Source organism: Methanosarcina sp. KYL-1, from assembly GCF_024372725.1.
Lineage (GTDB): Archaea > Halobacteriota > Methanosarcinia > Methanosarcinales > Methanosarcinaceae > Methanosarcina.
Map to the genome: position 1 here is coordinate 268,354 of NZ_VOUA01000003.1, position 16,000 is coordinate 284,353.

The 16,000-nt window shown below is 43.0% G+C and carries 13 protein-coding genes; 9 read left to right on the top strand and 4 right to left on the bottom strand.

Going from position 1 to position 16,000, the window contains the following annotated elements; translation table 11 throughout:
* Positions 1-16: 16 nt before the first annotated feature.
* The 4 genes from cas3 to FTO70_RS04735 form a co-directional block, all read right to left on the bottom strand.
* Positions 17-2,197 carry a CRISPR-associated helicase Cas3' gene (cas3, locus tag FTO70_RS04720; protein WP_255334549.1) on the bottom strand — a complete coding sequence of 727 codons (2,181 nt, stop codon included), beginning with the start codon at positions 2,195-2,197 and terminating at the stop codon, positions 17-19.
* Positions 2,198-3,542: 1,345 nt separating this feature from the next.
* Positions 3,543-5,561, bottom strand: coding sequence for an S-layer protein domain-containing protein (locus tag FTO70_RS04725; protein WP_255334550.1), 2,019 nt, complete (start codon positions 5,559-5,561; stop codon positions 3,543-3,545).
* 889 nt (positions 5,562-6,450) lie between these two features.
* Positions 6,451-6,666, bottom strand: coding sequence for a hypothetical protein (locus FTO70_RS04730; protein WP_255334551.1), 216 nt, complete (start codon positions 6,664-6,666; stop codon positions 6,451-6,453).
* Complete coding sequence (locus FTO70_RS04735) at positions 6,663-6,923, bottom strand: hypothetical protein (protein ID WP_255334552.1); 261 nt, start codon at positions 6,921-6,923, stop codon at positions 6,663-6,665. The genes FTO70_RS04730 and FTO70_RS04735 overlap by 4 nt, the downstream gene beginning before the upstream one ends.
* A gap of 181 nt (positions 6,924-7,104) precedes the next feature.
* Between FTO70_RS04735 and FTO70_RS04740 the strand changes: the two genes are divergently transcribed.
* From FTO70_RS04740 to FTO70_RS04780, 9 genes are all read left to right on the top strand, one after another.
* Positions 7,105-8,061 (top strand): hypothetical protein, encoded by a 957-nt coding sequence (locus tag FTO70_RS04740; RefSeq protein WP_255334553.1) that lies wholly within the window; start codon positions 7,105-7,107, stop codon positions 8,059-8,061.
* Positions 8,062-8,914: 853 nt separating this feature from the next.
* Positions 8,915-9,313 carry a DUF1699 family protein gene (locus tag FTO70_RS04745; RefSeq protein WP_255334554.1) on the top strand — a complete coding sequence of 133 codons (399 nt, stop codon included), beginning with the start codon at positions 8,915-8,917 and terminating at the stop codon, positions 9,311-9,313.
* Between the two features lie 448 nt (positions 9,314-9,761).
* Positions 9,762-10,124, top strand: a complete 363-nt coding sequence (locus tag FTO70_RS04750; RefSeq protein WP_255334555.1) for a hypothetical protein — start codon at positions 9,762-9,764, stop codon at positions 10,122-10,124.
* A 239-nt stretch (positions 10,125-10,363) separates the two neighbouring features.
* Positions 10,364-11,533, top strand: a complete 1,170-nt coding sequence (locus tag FTO70_RS04755; protein WP_255334556.1) for a site-specific integrase — start codon at positions 10,364-10,366, stop codon at positions 11,531-11,533.
* A gap of 209 nt (positions 11,534-11,742) precedes the next feature.
* Positions 11,743-11,889 carry a hypothetical protein gene (locus tag FTO70_RS04760; protein ID WP_255334557.1) on the top strand — a complete coding sequence of 49 codons (147 nt, stop codon included), beginning with the start codon at positions 11,743-11,745 and terminating at the stop codon, positions 11,887-11,889.
* Complete coding sequence (locus FTO70_RS04765; RefSeq protein WP_255334558.1) at positions 11,886-12,077, top strand: hypothetical protein; 192 nt, start codon at positions 11,886-11,888, stop codon at positions 12,075-12,077. Before FTO70_RS04760 ends, FTO70_RS04765 begins: the two co-directional genes overlap by 4 nt.
* 174 nt (positions 12,078-12,251) lie before the next feature.
* Positions 12,252-12,431 (top strand): hypothetical protein, encoded by a 180-nt coding sequence (locus FTO70_RS04770; protein ID WP_255334559.1) that lies wholly within the window; start codon positions 12,252-12,254, stop codon positions 12,429-12,431.
* Between the two features lie 2 nt (positions 12,432-12,433).
* Positions 12,434-14,707: a bifunctional DNA primase/polymerase gene (locus FTO70_RS04775; RefSeq protein WP_255334560.1), complete on the top strand. Its 2,274-nt coding sequence runs from the start codon at positions 12,434-12,436 to the stop codon at positions 14,705-14,707.
* 437 nt (positions 14,708-15,144) lie between these two features.
* Positions 15,145-15,840 (top strand): hypothetical protein, encoded by a 696-nt coding sequence (locus FTO70_RS04780; RefSeq protein ID WP_255334561.1) that lies wholly within the window; start codon positions 15,145-15,147, stop codon positions 15,838-15,840.
* Positions 15,841-16,000 lie beyond the last annotated feature (160 nt).

Consider the following 16,000-nt stretch of genomic DNA (forward strand, 5'->3'; position numbering starts at 1 on the left):
TAAGTAGATAACCTTGTTAAATAATAAATAATGGATTCTCACTATCATATTTTCGGCTTAAAAGTCCAATATTTTCAGAGTAATAATCCTCTCCCCCCTCCAAAATAAAAAATCTGTCAGCTATGGAGGAAATTGCATTGATTTTTTCCAGTGCTTTAAACTCTTCCAGATAAATGCTTACTGTATACCCCTGTAAACGTCGCATATATTTCCCGGGAAATCCAGTCTGCTGGATCTGTTTGATAATATATTTGACCTTGTCATCGTAAGGAATAATAATATCCCGCGTATTATTCTCAATAAGGTTGAATTTTCCAGCCACGTCCTCAAAAGGAAATGCAATATCTCTCCATCGTTCTTCAAAAGAAGGTAGAATCCGTTTTTTATCAAGCTCGTCGCCTTCATAGGAATAAAGTTTCTGGAAATATCTATTCATAGCAGGCAGTGACAAAGGATCATCCCATTCATCAAAAATCATACTTCCAATCTCGGCAACACGGCTTTGCCAGGATGTCGCCTTGCCATAGGTTTCGGTGGATCGGAAGACATACACCTCTCCGAAATCCAGCTTTCCCTCACGGTTACATCTTCCTGAAGCCTGGCAGACAGAATCAATGCCAGCCTTAGACCTGTAGACAGCAGGGAAATCAATATCAACACCAGCCTCGATAAGCTGGGTGGAAACAACGCGGCATTCTGCCCCATTTTTTAGTAGATCTTTGATCTCATTTAGTTTATTTCTTCTGTGAACCGGACACATTCTTGCACTCAGGTGATAGCATCCATTAGACCTAGAGAGTTGTTCATACAGTTTTTGCGCATGGGTTCTGGTATTAACAATACATAAAACCTGGTTACGCGCGTTTAGTCTGGCTGAAAGATTAGAATCATCTAAATCCCCAAGGTCTGTCACATGGACTCGCCGGAATGCTTCATACAGTTCTTGAGGCGAACGCATAATCTCAACAGGCTTGACTCTCTCGTCCAGAAGTCCATTAAGATTCGGTTGAGTCGCCGTACAGATTACGACTGTTGATCCATAATTGACAACCAGTTCAGAGAGCGTAGCAAGGCAAGGTTTCAAAAAGCCAGTAGGTAGCATCTGAGCTTCATCAAGAATAATCACACTCTTTGCAAGATTATGCAGCTTACGACATCTGGAAACACGATTGGAAAAGAGAGATTCAAAAAACTGTACATTAGTTGTAACGACTATAGGAATATCCCAGTTTTCAGATGAGAGTTTCAATTTCTCCTGTGCAATATCGGTATTTTCAGAGTTTTCGTTTTTTGGATCATAATTGCTATGGTGTTCGAGCACATTTTGGTTTCCAAAGATCTTGCGGAATATATCTGCATTCTGTTCTATGATGCTCGTATATGGTATGACATAGAAAATTCTGTTCAAATCGTGCTTTTTTAAATGATCCAGAGCAAATGCCATTGAAGAGAGGGTTTTTCCTCCTCCTGTCGGGACAGTCAGAGAAAACATCTGTGGCGGCAATTCTGCTTTTTCTCTGCATTGTTCATAGATTTCTCTTCGATATCTGTTGATCGGGTTATCTTCAGCCTTTAAATGTACAGTATTCATATGGTCATCGAATTTTTTAAAAAGTGTATCGAAAGGTTCATATTTCCCTCTTAGAGAGGATTTATCAGGTGAAAGAAATCTTTCGGTATCCAGAAAATCGGCATCAACTAAGCATGAAAAGAGCATACGGATATAATACGAAATCGTAAACCCCATCCCATTGTGGATAGGAGTAAGACGAGGACGAAATTCATTTATATTTGGAGTTAGGATCTCACTTTTGTATGCTGAATAATCCGGTAGAAACGTCTCAAGTAGGCGTTTTTGGAGTCCACATTCCGTACTTCCACTATTGAGAAGGCCTCCATGATGACCGGTTATGATGTATGCGAGTATGTTGCTTTGAAACTCACCATAGAGTTTTCTAGCCTCTTTTGCCCCTGCAGTTGAATGATCTACTCTAACGTTGGCGCCATCTAAACGTCTCTGAAATTCAGGTGAGTATTTTCCAATATCATGCAATAGTCCCGATACATATCCCAATTGTTCAGCATAGAATTCCCTGGAAAATCTGGAGGCAATATTGGCCACATTTTCCAGATGATCTTTTAGGGGTTGCCAGTTATTCTTATCCTGTGTGTCGTTAGTAGAATGAGCATAATACATAGTATTTCACTCTGTGGTCATCCTTGTAACCCTGATCACGCTTCTCATTGATACAGGGTCAATATACTCAAAATGAATTTTCTGGGGAATCAAGATTGTAGGGCAGAGAGTGGTTTCTTAAGGTCTCACATAAGATGAGATTCAGGCTTCCAAGCAGAAGAACATGCAGTCATGTTGGAAGAACTCCCCAACTCTTTACGTGACGGTTAATTCTATTTATAAACCTGGATATGCAGTCCCCGCCGTAATCATTAAAGGTCTTGAACTCTGCCTAGTTTCTTGGATTTTTCATGGTTTTTCTCTTAATATTTTAAGGTAGTTTTCTCTTCTGATATTTAACGATTGAGTTTTTAAGTTTGTTAATATTTAATCAAAATTTAATTATAATAATAGATATGATTGCTTTAAATAGTCGAAGGTTTTTATGAATTAGGTACTAACAGAGCTGGCTGAAAAGTGGACAACTGAATAAACAAACTACAATACTATCGTCAGCATTTTATAATATTACTTGCATATTATAGATTGGTTCACCGGGGAGTAAGCTGTTAAATGGAGCAAATTCGGACGGTTGAAAACCTGATCCCGAAATATACTTCATTGGCGTGCAGACTGTTAAATGGAGCAAATTCAGGACGGTATCAAACCCGATCCCGTAATATACTTCATTGGCGTGCAGACTGTTAAATGGAGCAAATTCAGGACGGTTCCAAACTTGACCCGTAATTACTTCATTGGTGCAGGATAGCCCTTGTGAACCACCTTACCAGCTTTTATACTCAACACTCAAGCCTATTGATACTGTTTCCTCATCTTTTACTGCTTTTTCCATCTTTTGTTTCTTTTCTCAGCTTTTCGTCCCTGTTGTGAACGCAGTTTTATTGCTTCAAAAATTTCGTGCCCTGAGATAAGACAGTATTATTGTCGTCATTTCAAAAGAAGAGTATCAATAACTGAAAGAAGGGCTCTATATTTCTTTCTTAATATCGGCAACAAGGGCCCTCACCGCTTGCGAAGCTAGCGGCCCTTCCCGAAATTTCCGAAAAAAAGCGACGGCAAAATCAAATTGCGGGCGGCAACCCCAACCAAAACAGGCTGTCAGATAAAACAGGCTGTCAGATAATTCAATTTCAGGGCAAAATCATATAAAAAAAGGCATTTAAAGCCTTTAAATCGAAAAAGAAGGATTTTCTTTATTACTGGTGGTAATTGTCGGACAGCCAGTGAAGGTAGGGGTATTCGTGACCCTTCGTGCTCCCGTAGTAATAATAAGTTATCTGCAAAAAGAAATTTAAAAAAGAATTTGAAAGAGAGAAGGGTAAGGAAAACCCTTCAATCAGGAAATTTAGTTTTTCCTCCTGAAGAGGTAGACGACTGCAAGGAGTCCTACAAGGCCAGGGACAACTCCGAATCCAGGAGCTCCTTCTTCTCCACCAGTGGCGTTGTTGTCTGCAGTTTCTTCTTCAGTTGCTTCCTCAGTTGCTTCCTCAGTTGGTTCTTCAGTTACGTTCTCGCTCGGGGTTTCAGTTACGTTCTCTCCAACTTCGGTTTCATTCTCTTCTGGAAGTCCTGCGGTTTCGTTTATTTCACCAAGAATCCTCACAACGAATGGGAAGTATCTGAGTTCATTGACAGGGGTATCACCTATTTTGAAGAACATGCCTTCAGCGATTTCTTCTTCAGAGCCCATGCTCAGGGTGAATATATTATCATTGCTGATGGTAAGGGTGTCACCCTCGACTGAAACATCGTCGAGCTTACCAAATTCGTCATCAGACTCTATAGTCCTTGCGTTTGCGTAGTCAATGAGCCAGAGCCCTTCGATCTGGGCAATGCTGTCGGCCGCACCCTGGAAGACCTGGTTGACGTGTATTCTAAGGACAACAACATCGTCTTCATCCTGGATGTCATCAAGTTCGACTTCCCAGGTGTTGGCGCCAGTGGCGACTGAGATGATCTCGTCATCTACGAATTCTCCGTCCCTGGTGAATTCGAGCCAGACTTTCTCACCGTCAACATCGACCTGCCTGGCTTCGATAGAATAGCCTTCACCAAGGTCGAGTAGTTCACCGGTCCTGAGGGTGTACTTGTCATCGCTATCAAGAACGAGCCTGGCAAGTTTGTCAGCTTTGTCAGGTTTGAGTGGGATGTACTTCTGTGCGAAGAATCCGAGGATAGGGTACTTGTCCCAGCCAGCATCCACATTATCGTATTCGTATGAAACGTTCTCAATTCTTGTCTCGTAAACAAGGCCGCCTTCAGGAATCACGTTTCTGTCAATGTTGGAGACACTGAGGGATTCTGTTTCGACATTGTCATCGAGGTCGTAGAAGAAGCCTGCAAAGTTGGATGCATCCCATGTGAAGTTACCTGTACCGAAGGAGGCTGCTCCCCCGATAACATGGACACCTGGATACTTGATTTCCCTCATGATATAGAACCTGAGCACATCGGAGCTGGTGTCAGCTGTCTTGAAGGACACGTTTTCAAGAATTTTGTCTGTGCTATCCCTGGTAAGGGTGATGGTGTCCTTGTTGGTAACCATGAGGGTGTCTCCCAGGATGGAAACATCATCTAATTCGCCGAATTCGTCATCAGACTCTATGGTCCTTGCGTTTGCGTAGTCAATGAGCCAGAGCCCTTCGATCTGGGCAATGCTGTCGGCTGCGCCCTGGAAGACCTGGTTGACGTGGACTCTGAGGACAACGACATCGTCTTCGTCCTCGATATCATCGAGTTCGACGTCCCAGGTTCTACCGGTAGTATTGCCATCTGTACCGACTGAGATGATTTCATCGTCTACATATTCTCCGTTCCTGTTGAACTGGAGCCAGACTTTCTCCCCGTTAACATCGACCTGCTTTGCCTCAAGAGTGTATCCATGACCGAGATCAAGGGTTTCGCCGGTTCTGAGGGTGTACTTGGCATCGCTGTCAAGGACGAGCCAGGCAAGTTTGTCAGCTTTGTCAGGTTTGAGTGGGATGACCTTCTGTGCCCCGAAACCGATCATGCTGTAGTTGTCCCAGCCAGCAGCCGGGTTTTCATATTCGTATCTGATTGGCTGAATCTGAGTTACGTAAATGAGACCGCCCTCTCCAATGACGTTGTTTTCAGTGCCCGGAACATCGACAATGAAAACAATCTCGGTTGATACGTTGTCGTCAATGTCATAGTAGAATATTGGAAATCGAGAAGCATCGATTGAAAGGGTGGTACCGTCGCCATATGTATCAATAATGTCGTCGATATCAGTGCCATTGAACACTGAACTGCGGACCTCAATTACATCCTGTGCACTTGCAGCTGATGCAAACACAGTGAGAAGCATGAGAACAGCCAGTGATACCGCTGCAAATCTCTTCATTTTATTGTTCCCCCCACGTTTGTTAAGATATATCGTATGTAAGAAGAAGTGTCTGGATCAAACCCTTAAGGATTTCACCATTCTTCACCAGATCAGACCTGTCTTTTGGCTTGGTGGAAATCCGGTGCTCCAATTGTATTTAATCGATAGTATATATTAGCCATAATATATATGATCTTAATGGGAAAACGATGAGCAAAACCAGAGTTTACCGATGTCCTCTGTCCTGACCAGGATTGTAAATTTTATGGTATTTCTTGAATAGGAAATATCGTAGGCAACGGCACATATCAAATCAAGAACCAAATCGTAGTAAGATGGCGATAACCTTGCTACTTGCCTCACTTAAAAGTAATTTGATAATATTAGAGAATTTGAGCGAAAACAGAACCTAAAAGAGAACCGGAAAATTACAATGAGTTTAGTGCGGGAGAAGGGATTCGAACCCCACCCTTGCCCTTACGGGGGGCTTGCTCGTCCTGTTGAGCTTCGGTGGCAAAAGGAAAATTTGGGGAGCCGTTGCCCAGGTTTGAACCGGGTTGTGGGGAGTCGGGGGTGTTGGTCTGACACAGGAAAAAAGGTCCTCCCCTGGTCAACGGCGCGACTGATCTTTGTTTCGTAACTTTATTTCGCACACTTTTTTTAATATGATTTACAATTCCATACTGTTGTGGTTTCGAAACCCAATGCCTCCGAAGCCTCTCTGGTGACCCCCCACTCTAATTCTGAATTACTACCTCCCAAAACATTCGAGTGGGCTTCGGAAGTAAAAACGGTAGGGATTGATCTCGAAAGTAAGAGTCCTCTCCTGGTAAACGGCGTTATGGACCTATGTTCAGTAACTCTTTTTCTGTTGAATATTTCAGGTAAGGATAACAATTTCATACTATCACACCGAGCATTCGGACATTTCTTTTTGCTGGGGGGCACACGGATTTTTCTGTGGGGACTGATCCTGTGCGTCCCAGCGGGCTACCATCCTGCGCGCAAAGTCCACACATTTGATCATGAGGGTGTTTCCACTCTTTTTGTGTATCTCGTATATCCAATCGGGTATGTTTGCCAGGGCTCTGCAATCCGCTTCTTGCTCGGGTGTGGGTCTCACGCGCTGGCTGCCTCCTCGACTGCTTCTTTTGACTCTTCTTCTGTTTCGCGGGCAAAGAGCCGGTCAAGGTAGTTCCGGTAGTTTTCTTGTTGCATTTCGGGGGTCATGACCCGTTTTTCGGTTCCGAATTTGGCGACTATGGAGCCGTCCGGAAGCTCTTCTACGGTGATGTTGTTTTTTGCGAGGTGGAATTTAAGGCCAGCTTTCCATTCCTCGAAAGACTGAGGTCTCGGTGCTTTCGGGCGTGTAATGTTCACAGAAAAAGTTGTGATTAAATTACAATATAGGAAAATTTATTTAGTTGCACGTCTATTTTTATACCTTATTAGGTAGCGCGATATAAATTTATTTTTTTATTTTTTTATTTTTTTTGTTTATTCACAGTTTTAACGAGCAGATAAGAAACTGCCCGATCAAAAAGGAAGAGTGGGATTACATTTGCTGACTGAAAAAGAAATTGTTGAATCTTATGAAAATGGGAGATGCCCCTTTTGTGATTCTGATAATGTTGACGTGGCTATAAAATGTTCCTTTTATGGTGGCTACACTATTCAGTGTGAAGGTTATTTTGATGGAGCTTGCGCTTATTGTGCAACAAAAGACCGAGAGGTTGATCAAGACGTTTACTTGTGTTGGGACTGTCACCAGGGTTACAATTTTAGAGTGAAACGCGTGGTTACTGATCAGTTTTTATACTGTATGGATCCGGGGAGTGCTTTCAGGTATAATATTGGAAAATCGAAAGAACTTTGCGCTCAGTATCCCGAGCAGTCCGTTGTTATGGCAGTATCTGCTGTCGAGTCGTATTTTCGTGACAGGTTTGTTTCGATTGTGAACAGCAATAGCAAATATAAATTTGGTGAACTTTTTGCAAAAGAACCTGATTTTAAAAGCCTGGATCGGGTTAAGGAACTATATGTAAAAGCTTTTGGCCTCAACATTAAACATATTTTAGACCAGGCAGACCCGGATATATTCAGGAACCTGGCGAAGATTGTAACTGTCCGGAATTTACTGATGCACAATTGTGGAAAAATCAATGGACATGCAATTTCCTGCTTAGGATTAAATAGTGAAAAGCGTGACGAATATTTGGGAACTTCCATTAAAGTGACTGAAGATATAGCAAAAAGATCTATGGGATATATTGAAAGTGCGATTTTTGCTATTGAGAGCGAAATCGATGTCATTTTAAACTTGAACGAAAATTCTGATGGAAGAAGTTTCGAAAACTTTTATGCAGAGAGTTCGAGGAAGGAGGGAAAGGAAACAGGGGCAGGAATAAGAGAGGAGGAATGGGAGGATAAGCCCCAGAAGTCTTTACCCTCGACGGGATCGAGGTTAATTCTGTTTTTGAAATTCGGGGGGTCTGCAAATAACGATTCTGATTTATGAAGCTCTAAAAACAGAAATGTTTGCGCTCCCATCCGAGAAAACCCGGAATTCCTGAAAGGCATGCAAGAGAGTTTTTTCAAGGAAGAGATTCTAAATGTCGAATTCGATGTTTGGTTGTTGAGGTTGTATTTTTTGTTTATTTATTCCTAATCCCTAATTCCCGGTTTTCATTCTTTCGTGTGGGGAAGTGTTCGCTAAGGGGGTAAAGGGATGAGAACGCAATGTACACTACGACCTTCCAGTATTTAATACTTTTGAAAATATATGTAACACATAATGTTACTCTCAATTCATATTATTAATACATCTATCAAATATTATTTCGTTAGTTTAACGTGATTCTACCTTTATAATATTATTGCATAGTTGTCTCTTCAAATATTGCAACACCTGGTGTGTTAATTTATTGCTCTTCCAAAATTCCGGTGATTTTCCGCCAATAAGTTGATGTTTCTAATTCTCCAGGAACGGTCCTGCCTGTTCTGGCTGGATGCTGCATAACTTTATTTAGTAATAAAGTCCATTTATATATGGGTCAGTTTCACGTATTTTATTCCGACTCGTCTCCAATATGATGAAACTGGTACTCTTCTATTCTTGCTTCCTTTTTTTATTCACTCAATATGTGTGGTTGATACCTGGGTGTATTCTATGCTCCAGGTTCACATGGTGAGTTTTCAACAGATGGATCCATTGCATGGGCCTCATTATATCGAAAGCTTCAGAAGCTTATACGCCGGGGGGTCGGAAAAATTCTTATTTTTAAGTTTTATAAAAGATATTCAGGGTAAAATATTTATTGAAAGTGTATGTACTGTAACAATAGTAAAAAAATACTGGAGTGGGAACTTTAATGAAGATACGTGTAGTCAGTTCTAGAAGCGAGATTATCGCGCTTAATCCTAATGAAAGAGTGGTTCACATGGCGTTTCGTCCCTCGAACAAGGATCTCTTTGCGCTGGTTGAAGCCTGCCCGAAAATTGAGGTAATCCAGATTCCTGGCTCTTACCGTCGGACGGTTTCAAAGTCAGCCGAAGTGTTCCTGGAAATACAGGGAATCCAGCTTATGAAAGGGGAAGTATGGGGCCACAGGACAGACGTCTACGAATACTATGTAGCTCCGCCTTCCGTTATTGTAGATATAAGGAAATTAGAACTGGAAGGCGCGTCCGACGAGGAGATACAAAAGATTGTAAAGGAAAACAAACTGACCCCGGAAATGATTGCCTATATGCTTTCCAGGGATACATAACCTGAGGAAAAAGATTAGAGAAAAGAGCAGGGATCGAGAGGGCCGGGTTTTCCTCTCGACCACAGGGTTTTGATAGGGTTTGAGTTCCGTTTTTTAGTTTTCCCATGTTTATATAAGAGTTTTAGAATAGGGTTTCCTCTCAATCGCATGGGTTGGATCATTTTGGTGGGTTTGTTTTTCCGTTTTTCTAAGTTCGTAAGAACCTGGTATTTAGCAAACAGTTTCTAAATATAAATAACTTGTGGGAATTTTGAGGGGGGTATTATGATTTTTTTCAAAAAACAGTTATAAATTATTTAGGCTCAGTTGTAATTTTAGTCCAATACAATAGTAAAATAATAAAACTGTTCCTTTTTTCATCCTGAATTTTTATTACTTTCATATCGCTTTATTACTTTTTATATATTTCAGGTGTATTTTGATGTTTGTAAAAACAAGGAGTGGTTAAGTGTACATTAAAACACGTTGCCCTGTATGCGGTACCGAACAGTACCGCAACATTAAACTGCATGCCCTGGAGACAAAACAATTCACGGACCTGGACAGCGCAGCCAGGTATACGATTGAATACATTGAAGTTTCCGATACAGTGACCGAAGATGAGCTTGCCCGCGAGGTCCTGAGGAATATGCGGCCCTATGTGCACGACGGGTTCGAGGTCAAGGAGCTATGCCGCATTCTCAAAAGAACATACAGGGTTGCGGCTGCCTATTGTTGCGATCTGGTGACCCGGTTGAAAATAGAGATGGATATGTACTGTCCGGGTTGCAGGCATCTGTACTATGTAAAGCCGATGAGAACATTAAAGTAACGGAAGGCAGCAAATTAGTAAGGAAGAAAACGCACATGAAATTCCCTGAATAACAGGCACAAAGAAATGAAAGTACATGCCACACTTTCATGCCAAAGAAAAATAGGGATCTTAGTGCGGGAGAAGGGATTCGAACCCCTGAACGCCTGCGCGAACAGATCTTGAGTCTTACCAGATTTACGCGAGAAGACTTAGATTTATATGCTTTGCACTCCTTATATATTTTATAAATATTAGGAGTGTTTAAACTGGTTAAGTTCTATCCTGAATTCATAGGAGAAAACGCCGATCTAATCGAGCAATACAAGAAGCATTGCCGGCTTGCGGGTAAAAAGGAATCTACAATAAAGGGCGAGTTTTGGCAATTTGTGCCCCTGAAGGACTTTTTTGATAATAAGCCTTTTACAGAAATTACGAAAAGTGAGATTGAAGACTATTTCCTGCACAGAAGGCAGCAGGTAAGCCAAACAACCACGCACAACAACTTCATAGCGATTCGGAACCTTTACAACTTCCTGCGCCGGGATTATGACATACCCGAAAACCTTTTTGAGAACATTAAAACGAAGCAGCCGAAAAATAATTTACCTGTGGACGAGCTGATTTTGCCGGATGATGTCAAAGTCTTGGTAGATCATGCCAACACGCAGAGAAATAGAGCCCTTGTTATGCTCATGTGGGATTCTGGGGCGAGGATAGGGGAAATCTTAGGACTTAACATAAGTCAGGTTTCTTTTGACAAATACGGGGCGGTCCTCATAGTCTCCGGTAAAACCGGAATGAGAAGAATTCGGTTAATCGATTCCGTGCCGGACTTGCAGCTCTGGCTGAACCAACACCCGGACAGGGATAAACCACATGCTCCGCTATTCGTCACGGACAGAAAGCAGGGGGGGAAATTCAAAAGACTTGATCCCCAAAGCGTTAACACCATGTTGATTGGATTAGCCGATAAATCAAACATGTCAAAAAATATTCATCCACATGCATTTAGACATGGAAGACTCACAGATTTGGCTAAAAGAGGTTTTAATGAAATGGAGCTCCGAATTTTCGCCGGATGGGAGAAAACAAGCGCGATGCCTGCGACATACTTACACCTTTCAGGGGCTGACATAGAGAAGAAAATTCTTCTTAAGAATGGAATCATTGAAGACGACACTAAAGAGACTGAACAGAAGCTTAAGCCGGTGGAGTGTCCCAGATGCAAGACAAAGAACCCAATAGGAGCCAAATATTGCACGACTTGCTCCCTTGTCCTGGATCAAGCGACAGCCTTAGAAATGGATTCAAAAACAAGTTTAATCGATGGTGGCATCGGTGCAGTAATGGGCAATGATGCTCTGAGGGAACAGTTTTTAAATGAACTCACGGCGGAAATGTTGGAGAGGATAAAACGACTCCAATGACTATTTTATATTTTTAATTCATTTTTTTTGTTTTTCTCTTTTTGTACTTTGCCGGGCTTTTTTACTGTTATCTATGTTAACTATGTTATCTATGTGACCTATGTAGTATACCAATAGTTTACTTACTTACTAAGTAGAAACTATAGATTTGCCCAAGTTTTATATACATACATGACATATGATATATTGTAAAAATATAAGGTGTTAAGATGTCGAAAAGCGGTAGAACTACAGATAAAATTCCAGTGGTGGTCTATTTCAGGCCAGACCTTTTTGCAAAGCTCGAAAAAGTGCGCGGATTCGAGAAGAGAAGCTCTTTCATCGAAAGAAAGTTTGAGCAGATGGTGATAGCATGAGCGCAGAAATAGGACAGATTTTTCAAGAAGTTGACCCGGAAATTCTCGCCCACCTGCCCAAATCCTTTCAGATGTTCTACTCGATCCAAAAAGAGGCAGTAGACGAGGTTAAAAAAATTCTTGAAAACGTCAGGGCCGGGAATACCACGATCGAAAACGAGATCATGAGACTTCGAAGAGTTAATTGAGCCTGGGCATTTGAGATACTACCAATATCTCAAACAACCAGGCCAGAAAGCAGGAACACCGTTCAGAGAGCGACCACTGAGTTGACCCTGCATAATTAATATTATGCACGCAACTGCATATAACTTTGTTCCTGTTTTTCTGGTCATGTCCGGGCTCCAATAGGAGCTAGAACAATGAATACAAGTAAGGATGAACACGGAAAGGTCGAGATTGTGACCTTCCAGGCTGATGAAACTTATCGGGGAAAGAATGGCGCAGCCCTGCGGGACTTCAACCCATGGAAAGCCCCGAAAGATGATTATGAGGGGCGAAAAGATGTCTATGCTGCCTGCAGAGTTTCGGGGGAGTATTAACTATGGGCGGCGAAGAGTCACAGGGACCGCAGGCAGAGCCGGACATACTCGAAGCTGCGGAGAGATACACGGGCTTAGGCTGGATTATTCATCCACTGAGCGACCCGGACGGACCGGAAACAAGCCCGAAAGGTAAAAAACTGTCTCCCGGAAAGGCACCAATAGAAAAGGACTGGCAGCACAGGAAAACCTGCAGGACCGAAGCGGAAATTAAGAAATTCTGGAAGGCGGGAAGTAAGTACAACATGGGCTTGCAGTGTGGGGAAAGATCGGGAGTTACCGTTATAGACGTGGACGATATGAACCCAGCTATCTGGGCGGGCGCCGATGCAATCACAGCCGGCATAGATACCCGGAACTGGATGCAGTCCGGCAGAACTAAAGGGCGCGGTCACATTTTTTTTAGGTATGTGCCTGACCTGAAAGCACAAAAACACCACGACTTAGGAATTGAAGTTCTTTCCGATGGTAGCAATGCAGTGCTTCCCCCGAGCAAACATAAGACGGGAGCGCGGTACAGGTTTGGAAATGACCCAATGACCCCGGCGGACCTGCCGGAGATGCCAGAGGAATTTAAAGGCAGGCTACAGGCACTATTTAACGCAAATAATCAGCTTAATGTGATCCTTTCGAAGTGCAAGCCATGCCTGCGGGATGCCTGCGTGTATTATTCAGTGTGGGACAAAATGCACCAATCCCCCACATATCACGATACCGGGATATGGCACGGAAGCACAGGCAGACACCTGACACTCGCACTGATGGCGGATCTCAAAGCAAACGGAGCAACGGCGGAAACAATGGATCTGGTTTGCCGGTACATTTTCCGGGATGGGTACAGCCGGTCACAGTGTGAGGGCGAGTTAGGGCCACTCGGGGATAAGATCGGCAAACCGTGGAAATGCGACACAATCCAACAGAAGCTGGGGAGATATACCTTAACCCCGGACATGAAAAGCCGGTGTGATGCCTGTCCTTTCAGAGGGAAGCCGGAAGAGAAGAAGGCAACCCAGAAGAATACCCCGAAACAGCCGGAAAGCCCACAGGAAACGGAGATTAACCCGCTTGACGTGGATCACGACGAGGCAGACCAGACAGAAGAAGCGATTAAAGCAGCAGAAGAGGAAGCCCGGCGCATACTTGCGGAAGGGGACCCGGTGGAGTACATCCTTAATGTGATCAGGGGGCGGCACACAGGGGACGAAAACACGCAGGAAGGCATAGCCGTATCAATAGCCGGGCAGTCTTGCGAAAATACCGCAGGGCTTCAAATATCGGTTAATGGGGAGTCGGGAAGCGGGAAATCACATGGACTAAAAGCACATCTCCACTTAGTCCCCCGGAGATACAAACGGGAAACTAGCCTTTCAGCAAAGGCGGCTTATTATATGGATCTGGCTCAGGGGATGATCTTGTTTTCTGATGATAAGGAGCCAAATGAGGATTTCGAAGAAGTCATAAAGCGGGCAACCACTAACTACCAGGATTTTACAACACACGCCACAGTGAAGGATCAGGCAATAAAATATGTGACGATTCCCCCGCGCGTGAATTGGTACTTAACCAGCGTGGAAAGTAATGTTTCGGACCAGCTTTTAAACCGTCAACTGACTTTCTCAACTGATGCAGGGGAGACGCAGAAGAACGCTATTTTTGAGATGCAGAAGAAGGAAGCCGCAGCCGGGGAAATGCTCATACTTGAAGTTACCCCAGCGGTATTAGTCTGCAGGCGGATTTATGCAACCCTGAAAACTGGACTATTCAAGGTTAAAATACCATTCGTTGACCGGATAGACCTTAAAAACAAGTCGAATGCGCGCCTATTCCCCATGTTTCTTGACATGATTAAAGGGTTTACAATATTCAAGTATCAGCAGAGGAAAACAGACACAGACGGGTATTTACTGGCAGATATTGAGGACTTCACCCGGGCAAAAAGGCTTTTTGAGTCACAGAAGGACGGGCTTGTGTCAAAGCTGAACGATAGGGAAAGGCGGATTATTCAGTTTATAGCACAGCACCCCCGGAGCAATATTAACAACATAGCCACAGGCACAGGATACGCATACAAGACCGTGTATAATACCCTGATTGGCAGAAAGGACAGGGAGCACGGCGGATTACTGGAAAAGTGCCCCGGGCTCACAATGACGGACGAAACAACGAGCGCGGAAGAGCGCGAAGGTGTGAGGGTGGGGCGAAAAGAAAAGGTGTTTTACGTGGATAATGTGGACGTATGGCAGCTTTTTGATGGGGAGTTTATAACATTGGTGTGAATTATTGGATGATGTCACTCGATAATTTTTCCCCATTTTTTCCCCGCTAATCCCCATTTTTTCCCCATTTTTTCCCCACTAAAACGCTATCGGGCGAATTTTTTCCCCATTTTGCCCGGAAAATGAGAGAAAAAAATACTAAGACATATTCTAAGAGAAAAAATAACTTTGTAAAAAATAGACTTTGTAAAACGTAACTTTGTAAACGATGGATCATTTTCCCATTTTGGGGAAATAATTAACGTGTTACTGTGATTTTCCTGTCTAATGATATTGAAAATATAGTATTATTATATGGTTCAAAAATGGGGAAATAATGGGGAAATATGGGGAAACGTGGGGAAAAAATAGGCGGTAGACATCATTATAAAATATCACATTCGTATGAATCGTTAACGGAAGCCATAAAATAACCTCAATTTGTGGAAGTATAAACCATGCAACAAATAGACGAAAACCAAAAATATGCGGAAAAAGTCGCTTTAGTACTTGATGCAATCGGCTATCAATGGGGAAACGTATTAAAAAATCTGGAAAGAATGCCATTTCCTGATTATGTCACTTCCCAGAAATACTGTGAAATCCTGTACCAATATACAAGCCGTCACATAGCCGTAACAGCCGAAGAACAGGGAAGTATTCCGGACCCTATGAAACCCTTTTCCCGGGCATTTGTGGAAGTCCTGGAAGCGTTTTGCCAGCTTAGTATGCGGACTAATCTATTATCTCAGGAAGGCGCGGAAGCCCTGGCACTTATCCGGGACCTTGAAAGATGCACGCTTAAGGCTAACGAAGGAATTGAGGGAGCCGGGGGAAATGTATGCGAACTTGTGGACCTGGACAGGGGATTAAACGAACTCACTGAGGCAGCACAGGCAAAGGCTGATATCCTGGCAGCCTTGCAGCGTGAAAGGGTTGAACTCATGGAGAAGGCATCAGAGAAAGCGCAGTTACTAAATGGCGAGCTTTTAACCCTGTTTAGTGTGGGAGTCCTGGCCCCCGCAGGTGGGGAAGGGAATATTAAGAAGCTGTGTAAGGCCCTGAAATCACAGGAACGCAGGAAACCCGGGAAGCCTGGGTTTAGGGTAAAGCCCGTGGGTGTAAAATTAAGGTTGCCTTCCTGGAAGAAATGAAAAACTATAAAGATTCTTTGAAAAGATATAAAACCTGCTTTCGGCAGGTAAACATATAAATTAATATCATTAATTTTATATCTCTTTCTTGGTCTTCCCATGGCAGAGAAAAACAGCATTAGAAGAGTTGAATCCTCATTAAAACGTACAAGGTTCTTAG

What these genes read in the sequence shown, in the direction of transcription:
- FTO70_RS04780 (WP_255334561.1), top strand. Translation starts at nt 15,145, where the DNA reads ATGCAACAAATAGACGAAAACCAAAAATATGCGGAAAAAGTCGCTTTA.
- FTO70_RS04760 (WP_255334557.1), top strand. Translation starts at nt 11,743, where the DNA reads ATGTCGAAAAGCGGTAGAACTACAGATAAAATTCCAGTGGTGGTCTAT.
- cas3 (WP_255334549.1), bottom strand. Translation starts at nt 2,197, where the DNA reads ATGTATTATGCTCATTCTACTAACGACACACAGGATAAGAATAACTGG.
- FTO70_RS04775 (WP_255334560.1), top strand. Translation starts at nt 12,434, where the DNA reads ATGGGCGGCGAAGAGTCACAGGGACCGCAGGCAGAGCCGGACATACTC.
- FTO70_RS04765 (WP_255334558.1), top strand. Translation starts at nt 11,886, where the DNA reads ATGAGCGCAGAAATAGGACAGATTTTTCAAGAAGTTGACCCGGAAATT.
- FTO70_RS04770 (WP_255334559.1), top strand. Translation starts at nt 12,252, where the DNA reads ATGAATACAAGTAAGGATGAACACGGAAAGGTCGAGATTGTGACCTTC.
- FTO70_RS04725 (WP_255334550.1), bottom strand. Translation starts at nt 5,561, where the DNA reads ATGAAGAGATTTGCAGCGGTATCACTGGCTGTTCTCATGCTTCTCACT.
- FTO70_RS04745 (WP_255334554.1), top strand. Translation starts at nt 8,915, where the DNA reads ATGAAGATACGTGTAGTCAGTTCTAGAAGCGAGATTATCGCGCTTAAT.